Source organism: Profundibacter sp. (assembly GCF_056498605.1).
In genome coordinates this window covers 1-14443 of the sequence record NZ_JBSMEZ010000110.1, presented here as the reverse complement: position 1 = coordinate 14443, position 14443 = coordinate 1, and the positions used below count along the sequence as shown (strand labels likewise).

The following is a 14443-nucleotide window of genomic DNA, read 5'->3' as shown; positions in this document are numbered from 1 at the left end:
TGGCTGCGATGTTCTAGCCCAGGAGCCAGATCACGTTTTGCAGCCCCGTATGAGCGCAATTTGTCAGTGATCATCACCCTTGGTACGCCGTATTGCTTCATCAATTTGCGCATGAACCGCTTGGCAGCTTGCGTATTCCGGCGGCTTTGCACAAGAATTTCCAGCGCGTTTCCGTTCTGATCCACCGCGCGCCACAACCAGTGTTTCTTGCCGCGGATTGAAATTACAACTTCGTCCAGATGCCATTTATCGCCAACCGGTGGCCAGTCACGACGAATCGATTTGGCATACTGTCGACCAAACTTGGTCACCCAAAAGCGAACGGTTTCATGGCTGATAACAATTCCGCGCTCGGTAAGCAGATCCTCTACATCGCGCAGGCTCAAACTGAACCGGAAGTATAGCACACAGCATATTCGATGATTTCGGGCGGAAAGCGGTGACCTTTGAAGCCAGGGGGGTTCTTGCGTTTTGTCATAATAGATGTTTAGAAATGAGAGGTGGACCCGTCAACTTGACGATACCGCGACCAGCATTCTCGAGCAACTCACAACACAAGGAGAAAGCTTCAGACCCCTGTGGCTGCGATGCTCCAACCCCAGAGCCAAGTTCCGTTTTGCAGCACCATTTTGCAGCACCATAGAGCGCAATTTATCCATTGCCGTCAGAGCATTGCAAAGCAATGTCACGAGAGGGGTGATCTTCACTCTCGGCATGTCGTATTGTTTCATCAATTTGCGCATGAAACGCTTAGCCGCTTTCGTATTTCGATGGCTCTGCACAAGAATTTTCAGCGCGTTTCCGTTCTGATCTACCGCACGCCATAGCCAATGCCTCTTGTCGTGAATTTCAATGACAACTTCGTCCAGGTGCCATTTGTCACCAACTGGCGGGCGATCTCGGTGGATCAATTTGGCATACTGGCGACCAAATTTCGATACCCAAAATCTGTGCGCCGCTGTATCGTTTGTTTTTCATTCAAAATCTCCTCAGATATTGAGCCGAAAAAATTCTATTCCTGACACCACTAATTTTCGGGGGGATTATCCTAATATCGCAAACTCAACTTCGCAAAAGATTTGCGACACCACCGTCGCATGCTTTTTGCTACAGAGCATTTACTAGGGCGCCGCGTTTCTGGATAATTTTAGCAGATAGATCGCAGCCGGATTCGAGGGCGGCTTCAATATTGCTGCCTGTCATATAGGCAGCAAGAAAAGCTGCGTTAAATGAATCTCCTGCGGCGGTCGTATCAATGGGATCATGAACCAAGTTGGGAATATGGCTGTATCTGGCGCCATCAAAATCTGCGGCCATAATTCCACCACCGCTGTTCTTCACAACGACCAGTTTTACGCCAAGTGCAAGATACCTTTCGATTGTATCGGTGGGGCCGGTGTCGCCAAAATGGCAGGCTTCGTCATCATAGGAGGGCAGTAAGATATCGGCAACGCTGGCAGCGCGACTGATTTGTTGGCGCATTATGTCTGTGTTTGACCAAAGGGTGGGACGAAGGTTCGAATCAAAAATAATCTGACGACCGTTTTTTCGGGCGCGTGACAGGGCAGTGATCAGATTGTCCCGCCCGCCCTCAGATAATATGGCCATGGTAATACCGGAAAAATAGATCGCTCCGGCTGATTGCATAGCGCTGTTTAACAGGTCGGGGTTGTTGGCTAGACTACGGGCTGCAGAATTGTCCCGCCAATAAGAAAAACTGCGCTCGCCCTTGTCTAGGTGGATCATATACAGGCCCGCCGTTTTCCCATCGATACGCACAATATAGTCTGTCGAAATACCTGCATCCTGAATGAAACCTACCATGCCATCCGACACGGCATCCTTTCCGACACAGGTTAGATACGAGACCTGCCACGATGCAGGGAACATCTGCTTGGCATACCACGCGGTGTTAAATGTATCCCCAGCATAAGCCATTGCATACGTGTCTGCACCTGTCGACGAAAGTTCGACCATACATTCACCAATCGACAGGAACGAATTTCTATGCGGCTTCATGCGTCTTCCTTGGCGAAATAATGTTCGTGTTCCTGCCGTATGCGGGGTAGATCAACTTTGATCCGCGATAAGTGTTTGCGGATTGCCGCCATGGCTTTGTCGCTGTTGCGCGCTTTGAGTGCGCTAAAAAGTTCCTTATGTTCGCTCAGGGCCAATTCGGCACCAAAGGACAATGATAAATAGCGAACACGATCCATATGGGTCTTTTTTTCCTTGATCAGGGTCCAGACGAACCCAACACCGGTCGCATCGCAAATCGCCTTGTGAAAGGCATCATCCAACAGGTGAAACTGGATTTTATCAACGGCTTTAGCTGCAATTTCTTGTTTGTCCAGTAGGAGCGACAGATGTTCCAAGTCGTCCACCCCAAGCGATTTTGCAGCCCCGCGCACCACTTCGGTTTCAAGGGCCGCGCGGATATACATGGCCTGCAAAACCTCGGTGCTGGAGATTTGGCGCACGATTGTCGCGCGCTGTGGCCGGATCAGCAAAAAACCCAGTTGCGACAGGCGAAAGAAGGCCTCGCGCACGGGTTGGCGTGATATGCCCATTTGTTTTGACACTTCGACCTCGGACATTTTGGTGCCCGGCGGCAATGCAAAGGTCAAAATCTGCTCGTGAAGGGAATCAAACACCTGCTCGGCGACCGACGTGGCGCGCAGCGGCGCGATTGACTGAATTTGCATTTCTTCGGCCATAGGCCCTCCGTTGACATATCTAGCATACTAGCATACCAGTTATCTTGTCACGCAATTATTGCGTTTGTGCAGTTTACAGGCGAGGGGGTGAATTGCCATGAGCTTACTTGACGATAATCGCCTGTTTCCACCTGAATCCACGACAAGGGCCATCGCCCAAGAGCTTTTTGCACAGGTCGCGCCATTGCCGATTATCAGCCCGCATGGTCATACCGACCCGCGTTGGTTCGCAGAAAATCAGAGTTTCCCCGATCCGGCGCAGTTGTTTGTGACGCCGGACCACTATGTGTTCCGGATGCTGTTTTCCCAAGGTATCAGGCTCGCCGACCTTGGCGTGCCGCAGCGTAATGGCGGGGTGGTTGAAACCGATGGGCGTAAGATATGGCGGCTGTTTGCGGAAAACTTCTATTTGCTGCGCGGCACACCCAGCCAGATGTGGCTGGAGCATTCCTTTGGAACGGTTTTTGGCATCAATAAACGATTGTCCAGCAGTACTGCGGACGAAATATATGACCAGATTGCCGACTGCCTGACAAAACCCGAATTCAAGCCCCGCGCGTTGTTTGAGCGCTTTAACATCGAGGTGATTGCCACCACCGAGAGCGCACTGGATGATCTGCGCTGGCATCAGATGATTGCTGCGTCGGACTGGAAAGGGCGGGTGATAACCACCTACCGACCAGACGCCGAGATCGACCCCGAGTTTGAAGGTTTTGCTGATAATGTTGAAAAACTGGGCGCGTTGACCAATTGCGATACGGGCAATTTTCAGGGCTATCTGGAGGCCCACCGCACCCGCCGCGCGTTCTTTAAGGCGAACGGGGCAACCAGCACCGATCATGGCCACCCCACAGCACGCACCGAAAACCTGGCCTTGGCCGAAGCTGCGGCATTGTTTGACAAAGCCCGCGCCGGAAAGGCCAGCGCGAATGAGGCCGATGCGTTTCGGGGCCATATGCTGACAGAAATGGCAAAGATGAGCATTGACGACGGGCTGGTGATGCAAATTCATCCGGGGGCGTATCGCAATCATTCACCTGCAATCATGCAGCTGCACGGGCGCGATATGGGCTGTGATATTCCAACCCGCACCGATTATGTCCATGCTTTGCGCCCGCTGCTGGAGGCGGTCGGCACCAACCCTGATTTAACCATCATCCTGTTCACGCTTGATGAAACCGCTGTCTCGCGTGAACTGGCGCCGCTTGCCGGTGTCTATCCGGCGCTGCGCCTTGGCCCTGCGTGGTGGTTTTATGACAGCCCCGAGGGGATGCGCCGTTTTCGAGAGGCCAGCACAGAAACAGCCGGTTTTTACAACACAGTCGGGTTCAATGATGACACCCGCGCATTTTGTTCAATTCCCGCCCGCCACGATGTGTCGCGGCGCGTGGATTGCGCATATCTCGCCACGTTGGTCGCCACAGGGCGGCTGGCGTTGGACGAGGCACACGGGGTTGCACATGACCTCGCCTATCGACTTGCAAAGCAAGCATACCGGTTGTGATGACCGGCAAAACCTAGTGGAGGAAACTAAAATGAAATCTTGGAGAGCACTGAGTGCTGCGTTGATGACATCAGCGGCAATAATGGCGTCTGCAATGGTGGCCAATGCGGCAGACCTGATGCTGCGGGCATCCGATACACACCCTGACGGCTACCCGACTGTTGCGGCGGTCGAGTATATGGGCAAGCTGCTAGAGGAACGCTCTGGCGGGCGTATTGGCATTGATATTTTCCATTCCGCCCAACTGGGCGAGGAAAAAGACACGATCGAGCAAACCCGTCTGGGTGTGATCGACCTGAATCGTGTCAGCCTTGGGCCATTCAACAACCTGATCGAGGAAACGAAAATCCCGTCATTGCCGTATATATTCCGATCAACTGACCACATGCACCGCGTCATGGATGGCCCGATCGGCGAAGAAATCCTTGCCGCATTCGAGGCACATGATTTGATCGGGCTCGCGTTTTACGATGGCGGGTCGCGCTCGTTCTACAACCGTGAGCGTCCGATCAAATCAATCGAGGATCTGGCGGGCTTGAAATTCCGCGTGATGCAATCGGATCTGTTCGTTGACATGGTGAATTCGCTGGGCGCAAACGCAACACCGATGCCATACGGCGAGGTCTATTCTTCGATCCAGACAGGTGTGATTGACGGGGCGGAAAACAACTGGCCATCGTTTGAATCATCCGGTCACTTTGAGGTCGCGGGTTACTATACCCTGGATCAACATCTGATCGTGCCAGAAGTGTTGGTGATGTCCGCCAAAGCATGGGGTAAACTGTCTGCTGAAGATCAGGTGATGGTGCGTCAGGCGGCCAAGGATTCGGTGCCAGTCATGCGCAAACTATGGGCGGAACGCGAAGCCGTTTCCGAGGCCAAAGTGCGCGCAGCCGGTGTCGAGATTATCACCGACATCGACAAAACCCCGTTCATCGAGGCTATGGTGCCTGTCTATGCGAAGTTCGTTGATACGGATCGTTTGAGAGATATGGTGAAACGTATTCAGGCGACTGAATAAAGCCACGCAACTATTGGCCTGCAGTGCAAAACCGTGTTGCAGGCCACGCGAGTATCAGGAAGACAAAATGCAGGAAACAGTGATAAAAACGGGTCGAATGATGGCTGTGATTGCCCGCCTGTCGCTTTTGCTGTCGGGGGCTGGGCTGGTGTTAATGACAGCGCTGATTGCCTGGCAGGTGTTTGGCCGGTTTGTGCTGAATGACAGCCCCAGCTGGACCGAACCGATGGCGGTTATTCTGATGGGCTGGTTTATCATGTTGGGGGCGGCTGTTGGTATCCGCGAAGGGTATCACCTTAGTTTTGATATAATGTTGATGGTGCTGCCGCAAAAGGCGAAACTGGTTATGTATTCCCTATCAGATATTGCCATTATCGCCTTTGCTGTAGGCATGGTTTATTACGGCTATAGTCTGGCAACACTGGCCTGGAACGCCACACTTCCGTCGCTCGGGTTCCCTGGCGGGGTGGCCTATTTACCCATTCTGAGCGGCGGCGTTCTGATGATCCTTTTCTCGCTTGAACGGCTGGCGCGGCGCATGGTTGGCCTGCCAACCTCCCGTTTTGGTGAAACCGAATTGCCGGAGGAATAGACATGGAAATTGAAATTCTTTTCGGCACGTTTTTGCTGTTGTTGCTGGTTGGAACGCCGGTGGCGTTTTGTCTGGGTATCTCCTCATTTGCGACTGTCGTTTACATGGGGTTCCCGCCGGAAGTGGTGTTCCAGCGGCTGAACTCCGGTGTGTCGGTCTTTGCCCTGATGGCCATCCCTTTCTTTATTTTTTCGGGCGAGCTGATGGTGCGTGGCGATATCGCGCGCCGTTTGGTGGCCTTTGCGGGAGGGTTGGTCGGCCATTTTCGTGGCGGGCTGGGACAGGTGAATATTGCGGCCTCCACGCTGTTTGGCGGGGTGTCCGGATCGGCTGCGGCGGATGCCTCGGCGATTGGTGGGCTGATGATCCCGCAGATGAAAGAGCGCGGCTATGATATTGACTATTCGGTTAACATTACCGTGGTGTCGTCCATTATCGCGTTGATGCTGCCGCCGTCCCATAACCTGATTATCTATTCAATTTCGGCGGGCGGAAAAATCTCGATTGCGGATCTGTTTACTGCGGGAATAATTCCGGGTTTCATTCTGGCGATATCGCTGATGATTGCGGCATGGATCGTCGCCAGCAAGCGCGGCTATCCCACGGATAAATTTCCGGGCTGGCGCATGGTTGGCACCTTGTTCGTGGTAGCGGCACCGGGTCTGATCCTGATCGGTATTATCTTTGGCGGCGTGCGTTCGGGCGTTTTCACCGCCTCGGAAAGCTCGTGCATCGCCGTCGTCTATGCGCTGCTGATTACTGTTGCGGTCTACCGCACGCTGGACTGGAACGGTTTTGTCGAGGCGGTTATGAGCTCGGTTCGGACCACAGCCATGGTTCTGCTGGTGATCGGATGCGCTGCTTCTTTCGCATGGCTGCTGGCAATATTACGCATCCCGGCATCGCTGGTCGATTTCATGCTGGATGTCTCGGACAACCCGATTGTCATTCTGATGCTGATAAATGTGATGCTGTTGATGCTTGGCACATTCATGGACATGTCGCCACTGATCGTCATCACCACGCCGATATTCCTACCTGTCGCGACCCAGTTTGGTATTGATCCTGTGCAGTTCGGCATCATCATGATCCTGAACTTGGGAATTGGCCTGTGCACCCCACCGGTCGGGGCGGTACTGTTCGTTGGCTGTGCGGTGGGGAAAATCCAGATATGGACGGTAATGCGCACAATCTGGCCGTTCTATTTCGCCGCACTGGGCACGCTTATGCTGGTCACCTATATCCCAATGCTGTCGCTTTGGCTGCCATCGCTGTTTCATTGATGCGCCTTTTTTATGATCGGAGATACCATGCTAACCGTTGAAACCCGCCACGCGATTGGCCCCATGAGTGCCAAGGCTTTTGATACCGAAACTTTGCGCCAAAATTTCCATCTGGGGGCGCTGTTTACGGATGGGCAGATCAATCTGGTTTATACGCACTATGACCGAATGATCATTGGCGGGGCGGTGCCCGCCGATCAGGATTTAGTGCTGGACGAGGTTAAGGAAACCGGCACAGATTCAATTCTGGACCGGCGCGAAATGGTTGTTGCCAATATTGGAGATACGGGCACTGTGCAGATCAAAGGCAAGGATTACAATGTTGCCAGAGGCGAGATGCTATATATCGGCATGGGTGCAGGGGCGGTGACTTTTTCGGGGGCAGGGCGGTTTTATATCCTGTCAGCACCGGCGCATAAAACATACCCAACCCGCCTGGTAACCCTAGGTGATGCGGTTCTGGTCGATCTTGGATCGCAGGCAGGTGCAAACACACGCACAATCCATCAGTTTGTCCACCCAAACGTGATGACGTCTTGCCAGTTGGTGGTCGGCATGACCAAGTTGGCGGCGGGGTCGGTGTGGAATACGATGCCGGCCCACACACATGATCGCCGGATGGAAGCCTATCTGTATTTCGATTTGCCCGTGGATCAGGCCGTTGTGCACCTGATGGGAGAGCCGGATGAAACCCGCCATATGATTATTCGCAATGAAGAGGGGGCGATTTCACCGCCGTGGTCAATTCATTCGGGGGTTGGCACGGCGTCTTATACATTTATCTGGGCGATGGCCGGGGATAATGTAGATTTCACCGATATGGATATGGTTGCAATGGGGGATCTGCGATGAACAACCCATTTTCATTGGCCGGAAAAGTGGCGATGGTCACGGGGGCCAATACCGGCATCGGGCAGGCGATTTCGGCATCAATCGCACAGGCTGGCGCACGGGTGATTTGCGCTGGGCGATCCAACTGCGATGAAACGCTGGCGCTGATCTCCAAGGCAGGCGGGAAGGCCGAATACCTGAAGCTGGAGCTGTCGGACCCAACGGCGGCCGGGGCCACGCTTGAGACCTTTGGGGCGCTGGATATTCTGGTGAATAATGCAGGCCTGATCCGACGAGGGGATGCGGTAGATTTCACCGAATCCGATTGGGACGAGGTGATGGATGTAAACCTGAAAGCCGTATTTTTCCTTAGCCAGGCCTTTGCCCGATCTGCGTTCGTGCGCGACGCAAGCGGGGCAATCATCAATATTGCCTCGATGTTGTCCTTTCAGGGTGGCATTAAGGTGGCATCCTATACGGCATCAAAAAGCGGTGTTGCAGGGTTGACCAAACTGCTGGCCAACGAATGGGCCGCCAAGGGCATTAACGTCAACGCCATCGCGCCCGGCTATATCAGCACCAATAACACGGCCATTTTGCAGGCCGATCCGCTGCGCAATCAGGCCATACTGGACCGTATTCCGGCAGGGCATTGGGGAACACCTGCAGATATTGGCGATACGGCTGTATTTTTGGCCTCTAAGGCCGCGAAATACATTCACGGCGCGATATTGAATGTTGATGGAGGTTGGCTTGCACGGTGATGCGCCCTTATTGAAAGTAACCGCCGCAACGCGCCCCAAAGCGGGCATTGTGCACCTTGGGTTGGGCGCGTTTTTCCGCGCGCACGGGGCGATATATACGGCCGAGGCGATGGCGAAATCCGGCGGGGATTGGGGTATCATCGGGGTAAGTCTGATGCACCCGACCCAGCGGGATTTACTGCACCCACAGGGGTTTGCCTATACCGCCGTGGAATTGGCGGCAGGTGGCGAAACATCGCAGGTTATCGAGGTTTTACAGAATGTGCTCGTGGCGCGTGAAGACCCGCCGGCGGTGCTGGCGGCAATGGCCGATCCGGCCATTCGGATCGTCAGCCTGACGGTGACCGAAAAAGGATATTGCCACGCCCCTTCAACGGGCCTTCTGAACCCAAACCACCCTGATGTGAGCCATGATCTGACACATGATTTACCCCGTTCAGCACCGGGGTATCTGGTGCGGGCCTTGCAGATGCGCCGCGCCTGTGGTGTGGCCCCATTTACGGTGTTGTGCTGTGATAACCTGCCAGAAAACGGGGCCATGCTACGCAGGATTGTGTTGGAACTGGCCGGGTTGATTGACCCCGATCTTGCCAATTGGATTGCCCAGAACGGTGCGTTCCCCTCGACTATGGTTGACCGGATCGTTCCAGCGCTAAAACCCGAAAACATCACTGAACTGGCGGAAAAGACCGGTGTGCTGGACCGCGCCCCCGTGATGCATGAACCCTTTCGTCAATGGGTGATCGAAGATTGGTTTATCGACAATAAGCGGCCCGATTATGGTGCGGTCGGGGCCGATATGGTGCGCGATGTGCGCCCCTTTGAGCATATGAAACTGCGCTGCCTGAACGGCACCCATTCCGCGCTGACATACCTTGGGTTTCTGGCTGGATACCAGACGATATTCGACACCGTATCTGACCCCGCTTTTGCTACATATTGTAGACAGTTATGGCAATCCGAGATTACACCAAGCCTTGATGCACCCGAAGGGGTTTGTCTTGCCGATTACACAAACACCTTGTTTGAGCGCTATGCCAACCCCGCCATCCGCCATCTGACGTATCAAATTGCTATGGACGGATCGCAGAAGTTGCCGCAACGGATTTTGGCGACGATCAGCGAAAATATGAACGCGGGCCGCAACAGTTCCGGCCTGATTTTGGCTGTAGCCGCATGGATGCGATATGTCGGGGGAACGGATGAGCAGGGGCAGCTGATTGAGGTGCAAGACCCGCTTGCGCTACGGCTGAAAACCCTGAGTGACGGGGCAAGTTCTGTTCCTGCAAAAGCCGAAGCATTATTATCGCTGCGCGAGGTTTTCCCTGCCGATCTGGCAGAAAACCCAGAATTCCGAAATGCTGTTATCGCGGCTTATTCCGATTTAACCCGCCGTGGTGCCCATGCCTGTGTTGAGGAGTATGTATCATGATGGAATCTTGGCGGTGGTTCGGTCCACTCGATACGATCACACTGAATGAAGTGGCCCAAACCCGCGCCACCGGAGTGGTGACCGCGCTGCATGAAATCCCCTATGGCGAGGTCTGGAGTGTGCAAGCGATTCAAAAACGCAAGGGTTTGATTGAACAGGATAAAGCGGCGGGGCTGGTCTGGAATGTAGCCGAAAGCCTACCACTGCACGAGGATATCAAGCGCGGCACGGGCGATTTGGATAGGCTTTTCGCCAATCACCGCCAGTCGCTAAAAAACCTGTCGCAATGCGGTGTAAAGGTGGTGTGTTATAACTTCATGCCATTGCTGGACTGGACCCGCACCCGGTTGGGCGCGCCCCTGACGCAGGGCAGCACAGCGTTGCGGTTTTCTACGGTGCAGATGGCAGCTTTTGAAATTTACATGCTGAAACGGCCCGGGGCCGAGGCAGATTATTCCAATTCGGTTTGCGTGGCCGCGCAGGACTGGTTTGCGACAACAAGCGAGGCGGACAGAGACGTCTTGCTCAATAGCATCATGGCGGGCCTGCCGGGAGCTTTTGAACGATACAGCGTTGCAGGTTTGCGCGATGCCCTGCAATCTTACAACGGCATGACCCGTGCCGATCTGCGGGCCAATTTTGCACGTTTTTTGTCCGAGGTTATTCCTGCCGCCGAAGATCTGGACATTCGTATGTGCGTTCACCCGGATGACCCGCCGCGTGATATCCTGGGCTTGCCCCGGATTGTCACCAATGGCGACGATATTGGCTGGGTTCTGGAACAGCAGAAATCCTTGGCCAACGGGCTGACGCTTTGCAGCGGGTCACTTGGGGCGAACCCGAAAAACAATGTGCCTGAAATTGCCCATCGGTTTGCAAGCCACATCCATTTTGCCCATTTACGAAATGTCCGAACCGAGGCCGACGGATCATTTCAAGAGGCAACACATTTGGGCGGGGACACCGATATGATTGCGTTATTGCAAGTGCTTTTGAGCGAAGAAAAGCACCGCCAAGTCGAGGGGCGAAAGGATGCAGTTATCCCGTTTCGGGCCGACCACGGCCACATGATGCTGGATGACCATACCCGCGCGGCGCATCCCGGGTATCCGCTGATTGGCCGGATGTGCGGGCTGGCCGAACTGCGTGGGGCAATAACAGCGCTAAACCACGATGAAACTGCTTGAGTGCAGATAGCGATATTGTTGTGACCCATCTTGGGTAGTAGACTGAACATATCCCCGCTTGTGATGCAGACACAAAACAGAAAAAGGATGACACCATGACCCCGACAGCCGCGAGCATTGAGTGCGAACGGATATGCAGCCTTGCTCCGGTTATTCCTGTGCTTGAAGTTGTAGATGCCAGCACTGCCGCTGATCTTGCCAAGGCGTTGATTGCCGGCGGTTTGCCGGTTCTCGAGGTGACTTTGCGCACGCCCGCAGCACTTGCGGCGATTGCGGCGATGGCAGATGTGGCCGGTGGTGTGGTTGGGGCAGGCACATTGCTGACCCCTGCCGATGTGAAATCTGCCAAAGCCTCGGGGGCTGCATTCGGGGTTTCTCCCGGGGCAACAGATGTGGTGTTGCAAGCCTGCGAGGATGAAGACCTGCCACTGCTGCCCGGGGCCGCCACCGCGTCCGAAGTTATGCGCCTGTTGGAACGCGGCTATAGCATGCAGAAATTTTTCCCCGCTGGCACTTTGGGCGGGGCACTGGCAATCAAGGCACTGGGTGGGCCATTTCCACAAGTCCGGTTTTGCCCGACGGGCGGCGTGAGCGTTGAAAATGCGCAGGGTTATCTAGAATTGGAGAATGTCGTCTGCGTCGGCGGCAGCTGGGTTGCGCCAAAGTATTTAACTGCGGCGGCGGATTGGGATGCGATTACGGCACTGGCCAGAAATGCGCGTTTGCTTGCGCCTTAGGTGATGGTTCTGATCCAGCCAAGACCTGCGCCCGTTGTGCCATGCGGTTTATATTCGGCACCGACAAACCCAGTATAACCCAAGCGGTCAATCAGCTTCAGAATATACCGGTAATCCAGTTCGCCCTCATCCGGTTCTGCACGGCTGGGAACCGCTGCGATCTGGATATGCCCGATGATCGGCATCATGGGGTCTGTTCCGGTAGGGGGCGAAATGACACTCTAAGCGGTTTTTCTATGTCGTTTCACTATATCCCCGACGGAATTTTCATTGGTAGACTACGAGTCTCCTAAAAATTCGTTTAGCGTATCCGCCTGGGTAAATTCAGTTTGTATATGAGCCACCTATTTTGTTTTCTGAAGACCGGCTTGAACGCTGTGTGTATCGTCACCGTGAGAAATACGGTATGACACGATGGCGAGCGTATTTGCTCGCCACCACATAGATATATTAAGATGCTGGCTGAAGGGCCATCGACGCCACCCACAAAGCCGTTTTTGGGGTGCTTTGTTATTCCACTTCAAAATGGTCTAGAATTTTTTGATTGACCAAACTTCGTAGCGCATTGGTAACTTGCTCTGGATCTACATGTTCCGATATCTGCGCGTGCATAGAGTGCAGAACCGGACTGTAGCAGTGCCACATACGGCGCGACATTTTGCGCCCTTCTTTCGTGGTGCAAAACGTCTTGCCGCGCCCATCCAAGGGCGCATCACCCTCCTGAATTACTTTTGCGTCGATCATACGGGCAAGTAGGCGGGACAAATTGTGTTGCTTGAACAAAAGAACTTTTTGCAATTCATAAGGTCGTAGACACTTGGGGGCATGTTCCAATTCAAATAGCACTTCGAACCACACCAAAGTGGGCAAAGCGGCATGTTTCAGACGCTCTTCTATCTGATTGGTCATCGATTGCTGTGCGAGACTTAGTGCAAGCCACAGATTGATGATTGGTTTTTCAGGGTTTGGCATGGTTCTAGCCCTACAGTGAGTGAATTTTGTTGGCAATCAAAAGTCAATGCAATTACATCTTGTTTTAACTGTAAAACCTCAATAACATCCAAATAACACCAACATCCGCACTCCGAGACACCATCATACAGCGGAATACTGTGTTGTTAACGTTGGCAAAATGCCAGTTTTTTAGAAAAACATGAGGTATACTATGTTACACAAATTAATTTACACAGCCTGCACGATTGGCGTTCTTGGGATGCCTCAAGCAGCAATCGCAGAGCCATTGCCATTTACCGAAGATAATTGGGCCTTTATTGGCGGCACTATGGTTGAAGAAAAGGCTGGCCAACAGGCTGTACGCCTTGGCGTGCGCGAAAACCCCGATGACTTTGTGGGCTTTGGTATGGTCGTTGCAAAAGCTGCACCGATATTGAACGGAGTGATCGAATATGATATCCTGTTTGACGCAACCCGTAGCTTTGGTGGGTTACGCTTTCGTACGCAATCGCCGGGTGATTTTGAGAATTTCTACATGCGTGCGCATCAATCCGGAAATCCAGATGCAAACCAGTATATGCCTGAATACAATGGTGTTGCGTCATGGGAGTTGCATTATGGGAAACAATATTCCAGCCCGACCGTGTATCCTCATGGCGAATGGATTCATGTGAAACTGGCAATCAATGACGGCCTAGCGGACATCTATATTGGTGACGGAATGACTCCAGAATATAGTGTCAATTTGGAGCGCGACCCAACGGCAGGCGGATTTGCCTTGTGGGGTTTGAATTTGTCCGGTCCTGTCTGGATGGCTAATTTCAATGCGACATCGATGGAAAATGTTGCAATTTCAGGCACGCCCGTACCTGCTGTTGTTGGTGAAGCCGGAACCGTGGAGCAGTGGGAAATTTCTGATGCTTTTGATGGTGCAACGTTGGTCGATAAAACCAGCCTCAGCGCTGCTGATACTGACATGACCTATCACACCGTGGCCTCCAAAGCTTCCGGCCAAGTGAACTTGTCGATATTGCAGGGCATTGCCGAGGGGGCAGACACTATTTTTGCCCGGCTAAACATCCATTCCGAAACCGATCAAATCAAAGCGTTTGAATTTGGTTTCAGCGACTATGGCACGGTATTTCTGAATGGCGACATTCTGTTTCATGGCATGGATGCGCCTTATACTCGCGACTATCGTTTCCTTGGCACTGTAGGGCTATTTGACACCGTTTTTCTTAACCTAAAAGAGGGTGAGAACGAACTGATTATCGCAGTGCGCGAAAATACTTTGGATACAACGGGTTGGGCTGTGCAGGGGCGTTTTGTTGATATGAGTGCGATTTCACTTCACTAGTAAAAAACTCCGATTCGGCAGCGGCAAGATCCTCGCTAAGGGTTTTGCCGCTGTCGTTTAATTA

The 14443-nt window shown here is 53.3% G+C and carries 15 protein-coding genes and 1 pseudogene; 10 read left to right on the top strand and 6 right to left on the bottom strand.

What is annotated here, in order from left to right; translation table 11 throughout:
* The 4 genes and pseudogenes from ACWB12_RS11645 to ACWB12_RS11630 form a co-directional block, all read right to left on the bottom strand.
* Window positions 1–478, bottom strand: a pseudogene (locus ACWB12_RS11645) (IS6 family transposase); the annotation flags it as partial.
* Window positions 479–509: 31 nt separating this feature from the next.
* The gene (locus ACWB12_RS11640) at window positions 510–911 is read right to left on the bottom strand and encodes a DDE-type integrase/transposase/recombinase (protein ID WP_479530253.1); all 402 of its coding nucleotides are present in this window, start codon (window positions 909–911) and stop codon (window positions 510–512) included.
* Between the two features lie 196 nt (window positions 912–1107).
* Window positions 1108–2019, bottom strand: coding sequence for a sugar kinase (locus ACWB12_RS11635; protein WP_479530252.1), 912 nt, complete (start codon window positions 2017–2019; stop codon window positions 1108–1110).
* Window positions 2016–2717 (bottom strand): GntR family transcriptional regulator, encoded by a 702-nt coding sequence (locus ACWB12_RS11630; RefSeq protein WP_479530251.1) that lies wholly within the window; start codon window positions 2715–2717, stop codon window positions 2016–2018. Before ACWB12_RS11630 ends, ACWB12_RS11635 begins: the two co-directional genes overlap by 4 nt.
* Window positions 2718–2814: 97 nt before the next feature.
* Between ACWB12_RS11630 and uxaC the strand changes: the two genes are divergently transcribed.
* The 9 genes from uxaC (at window position 2815) to eda (ending at window position 12068) form a co-directional block, all read left to right on the top strand.
* Window positions 2815–4221, top strand: coding sequence for a glucuronate isomerase (gene uxaC / locus ACWB12_RS11625; protein WP_479530250.1), 1407 nt, complete (start codon window positions 2815–2817; stop codon window positions 4219–4221).
* Window positions 4222–4252: 31 nt separating this feature from the next.
* Complete coding sequence (locus tag ACWB12_RS11620) at window positions 4253–5242, top strand: TRAP transporter substrate-binding protein (RefSeq protein ID WP_479530249.1); 990 nt, start codon at window positions 4253–4255, stop codon at window positions 5240–5242.
* Between the two features lie 67 nt (window positions 5243–5309).
* A complete protein-coding gene (locus tag ACWB12_RS11615; protein ID WP_479530248.1) occupies window positions 5310–5834 on the top strand; it encodes a TRAP transporter small permease in 525 nt (174 codons plus the stop codon).
* A gap of 2 nt (window positions 5835–5836) precedes the next feature.
* Window positions 5837–7117 carry a TRAP transporter large permease gene (locus ACWB12_RS11610; protein ID WP_479530247.1) on the top strand — a complete coding sequence of 427 codons (1281 nt, stop codon included), beginning with the start codon at window positions 5837–5839 and terminating at the stop codon, window positions 7115–7117.
* A 27-nt stretch (window positions 7118–7144) separates the two neighbouring features.
* Window positions 7145–7969 (top strand): 5-dehydro-4-deoxy-D-glucuronate isomerase, encoded by an 825-nt coding sequence (kduI, locus tag ACWB12_RS11605; protein ID WP_479530246.1) that lies wholly within the window; start codon window positions 7145–7147, stop codon window positions 7967–7969.
* A complete protein-coding gene (gene kduD, locus ACWB12_RS11600; RefSeq protein ID WP_479530245.1) occupies window positions 7966–8712 on the top strand; it encodes a 2-dehydro-3-deoxy-D-gluconate 5-dehydrogenase KduD in 747 nt (248 codons plus the stop codon). Before kduI ends, kduD begins: the two co-directional genes overlap by 4 nt.
* A complete protein-coding gene (locus ACWB12_RS11595; RefSeq protein WP_479530254.1) occupies window positions 8690–10144 on the top strand; it encodes a mannitol dehydrogenase family protein in 1455 nt (484 codons plus the stop codon). Before kduD ends, ACWB12_RS11595 begins: the two co-directional genes overlap by 23 nt.
* Window positions 10141–11331, top strand: coding sequence for a mannonate dehydratase (gene uxuA, locus ACWB12_RS11590; protein WP_479530244.1), 1191 nt, complete (start codon window positions 10141–10143; stop codon window positions 11329–11331). Before ACWB12_RS11595 ends, uxuA begins: the two co-directional genes overlap by 4 nt.
* Before the next feature lie 95 nt (window positions 11332–11426).
* Window positions 11427–12068 carry a bifunctional 4-hydroxy-2-oxoglutarate aldolase/2-dehydro-3-deoxy-phosphogluconate aldolase gene (gene eda, locus ACWB12_RS11585; RefSeq protein ID WP_479530243.1) on the top strand — a complete coding sequence of 214 codons (642 nt, stop codon included), beginning with the start codon at window positions 11427–11429 and terminating at the stop codon, window positions 12066–12068.
* On the opposite strand, the gene ACWB12_RS11580 is transcribed toward eda, so the two are convergent.
* Together ACWB12_RS11580 and ACWB12_RS11575 are read right to left on the bottom strand one after the other, a co-directional pair.
* A complete protein-coding gene (locus ACWB12_RS11580) occupies window positions 12065–12256 on the bottom strand; it encodes a TIM barrel protein (protein ID WP_479530242.1) in 192 nt (63 codons plus the stop codon). The two genes, eda and ACWB12_RS11580, sit on opposite strands and share 4 nt — an antisense overlap.
* Window positions 12257–12578: 322 nt before the next feature.
* Window positions 12579–13040 (bottom strand): MarR family winged helix-turn-helix transcriptional regulator, encoded by a 462-nt coding sequence (locus ACWB12_RS11575; protein ID WP_479530241.1) that lies wholly within the window; start codon window positions 13038–13040, stop codon window positions 12579–12581.
* A gap of 193 nt (window positions 13041–13233) precedes the next feature.
* Here ACWB12_RS11575 and ACWB12_RS11570 point away from each other — a divergent pair, with 193 nt between their 5' ends.
* Complete coding sequence (locus ACWB12_RS11570; RefSeq protein WP_479530240.1) at window positions 13234–14379, top strand: hypothetical protein; 1146 nt, start codon at window positions 13234–13236, stop codon at window positions 14377–14379.
* The last annotated feature ends 64 nt before the right edge of the window (window positions 14380–14443 follow it).

Bases quoted from the DNA above. Each gene is read 5' to 3' on its own strand.
- ACWB12_RS11635 (WP_479530252.1), bottom strand. From the start codon at position 2,019: ATGAAGCCGCATAGAAATTCGTTCCTGTCGATTGGTGAATGTATGGTC.
- ACWB12_RS11630 (WP_479530251.1), bottom strand. From the start codon at position 2,717: ATGGCCGAAGAAATGCAAATTCAGTCAATCGCGCCGCTGCGCGCCACG.
- uxaC (WP_479530250.1), top strand. From the start codon at position 2,815: ATGAGCTTACTTGACGATAATCGCCTGTTTCCACCTGAATCCACGACA.
- ACWB12_RS11620 (WP_479530249.1), top strand. From the start codon at position 4,253: ATGAAATCTTGGAGAGCACTGAGTGCTGCGTTGATGACATCAGCGGCA.
- ACWB12_RS11615 (WP_479530248.1), top strand. From the start codon at position 5,310: ATGCAGGAAACAGTGATAAAAACGGGTCGAATGATGGCTGTGATTGCC.
- ACWB12_RS11610 (WP_479530247.1), top strand. From the start codon at position 5,837: ATGGAAATTGAAATTCTTTTCGGCACGTTTTTGCTGTTGTTGCTGGTT.
- kduI (WP_479530246.1), top strand. From the start codon at position 7,145: ATGCTAACCGTTGAAACCCGCCACGCGATTGGCCCCATGAGTGCCAAG.
- kduD (WP_479530245.1), top strand. From the start codon at position 7,966: ATGAACAACCCATTTTCATTGGCCGGAAAAGTGGCGATGGTCACGGGG.
- ACWB12_RS11595 (WP_479530254.1), top strand. From the start codon at position 8,690: ATGGAGGTTGGCTTGCACGGTGATGCGCCCTTATTGAAAGTAACCGCC.
- uxuA (WP_479530244.1), top strand. From the start codon at position 10,141: ATGATGGAATCTTGGCGGTGGTTCGGTCCACTCGATACGATCACACTG.
- eda (WP_479530243.1), top strand. From the start codon at position 11,427: ATGACCCCGACAGCCGCGAGCATTGAGTGCGAACGGATATGCAGCCTT.
- ACWB12_RS11580 (WP_479530242.1), bottom strand. From the start codon at position 12,256: ATGATGCCGATCATCGGGCATATCCAGATCGCAGCGGTTCCCAGCCGT.
- ACWB12_RS11575 (WP_479530241.1), bottom strand. From the start codon at position 13,040: ATGCCAAACCCTGAAAAACCAATCATCAATCTGTGGCTTGCACTAAGT.
- ACWB12_RS11570 (WP_479530240.1), top strand. From the start codon at position 13,234: ATGTTACACAAATTAATTTACACAGCCTGCACGATTGGCGTTCTTGGG.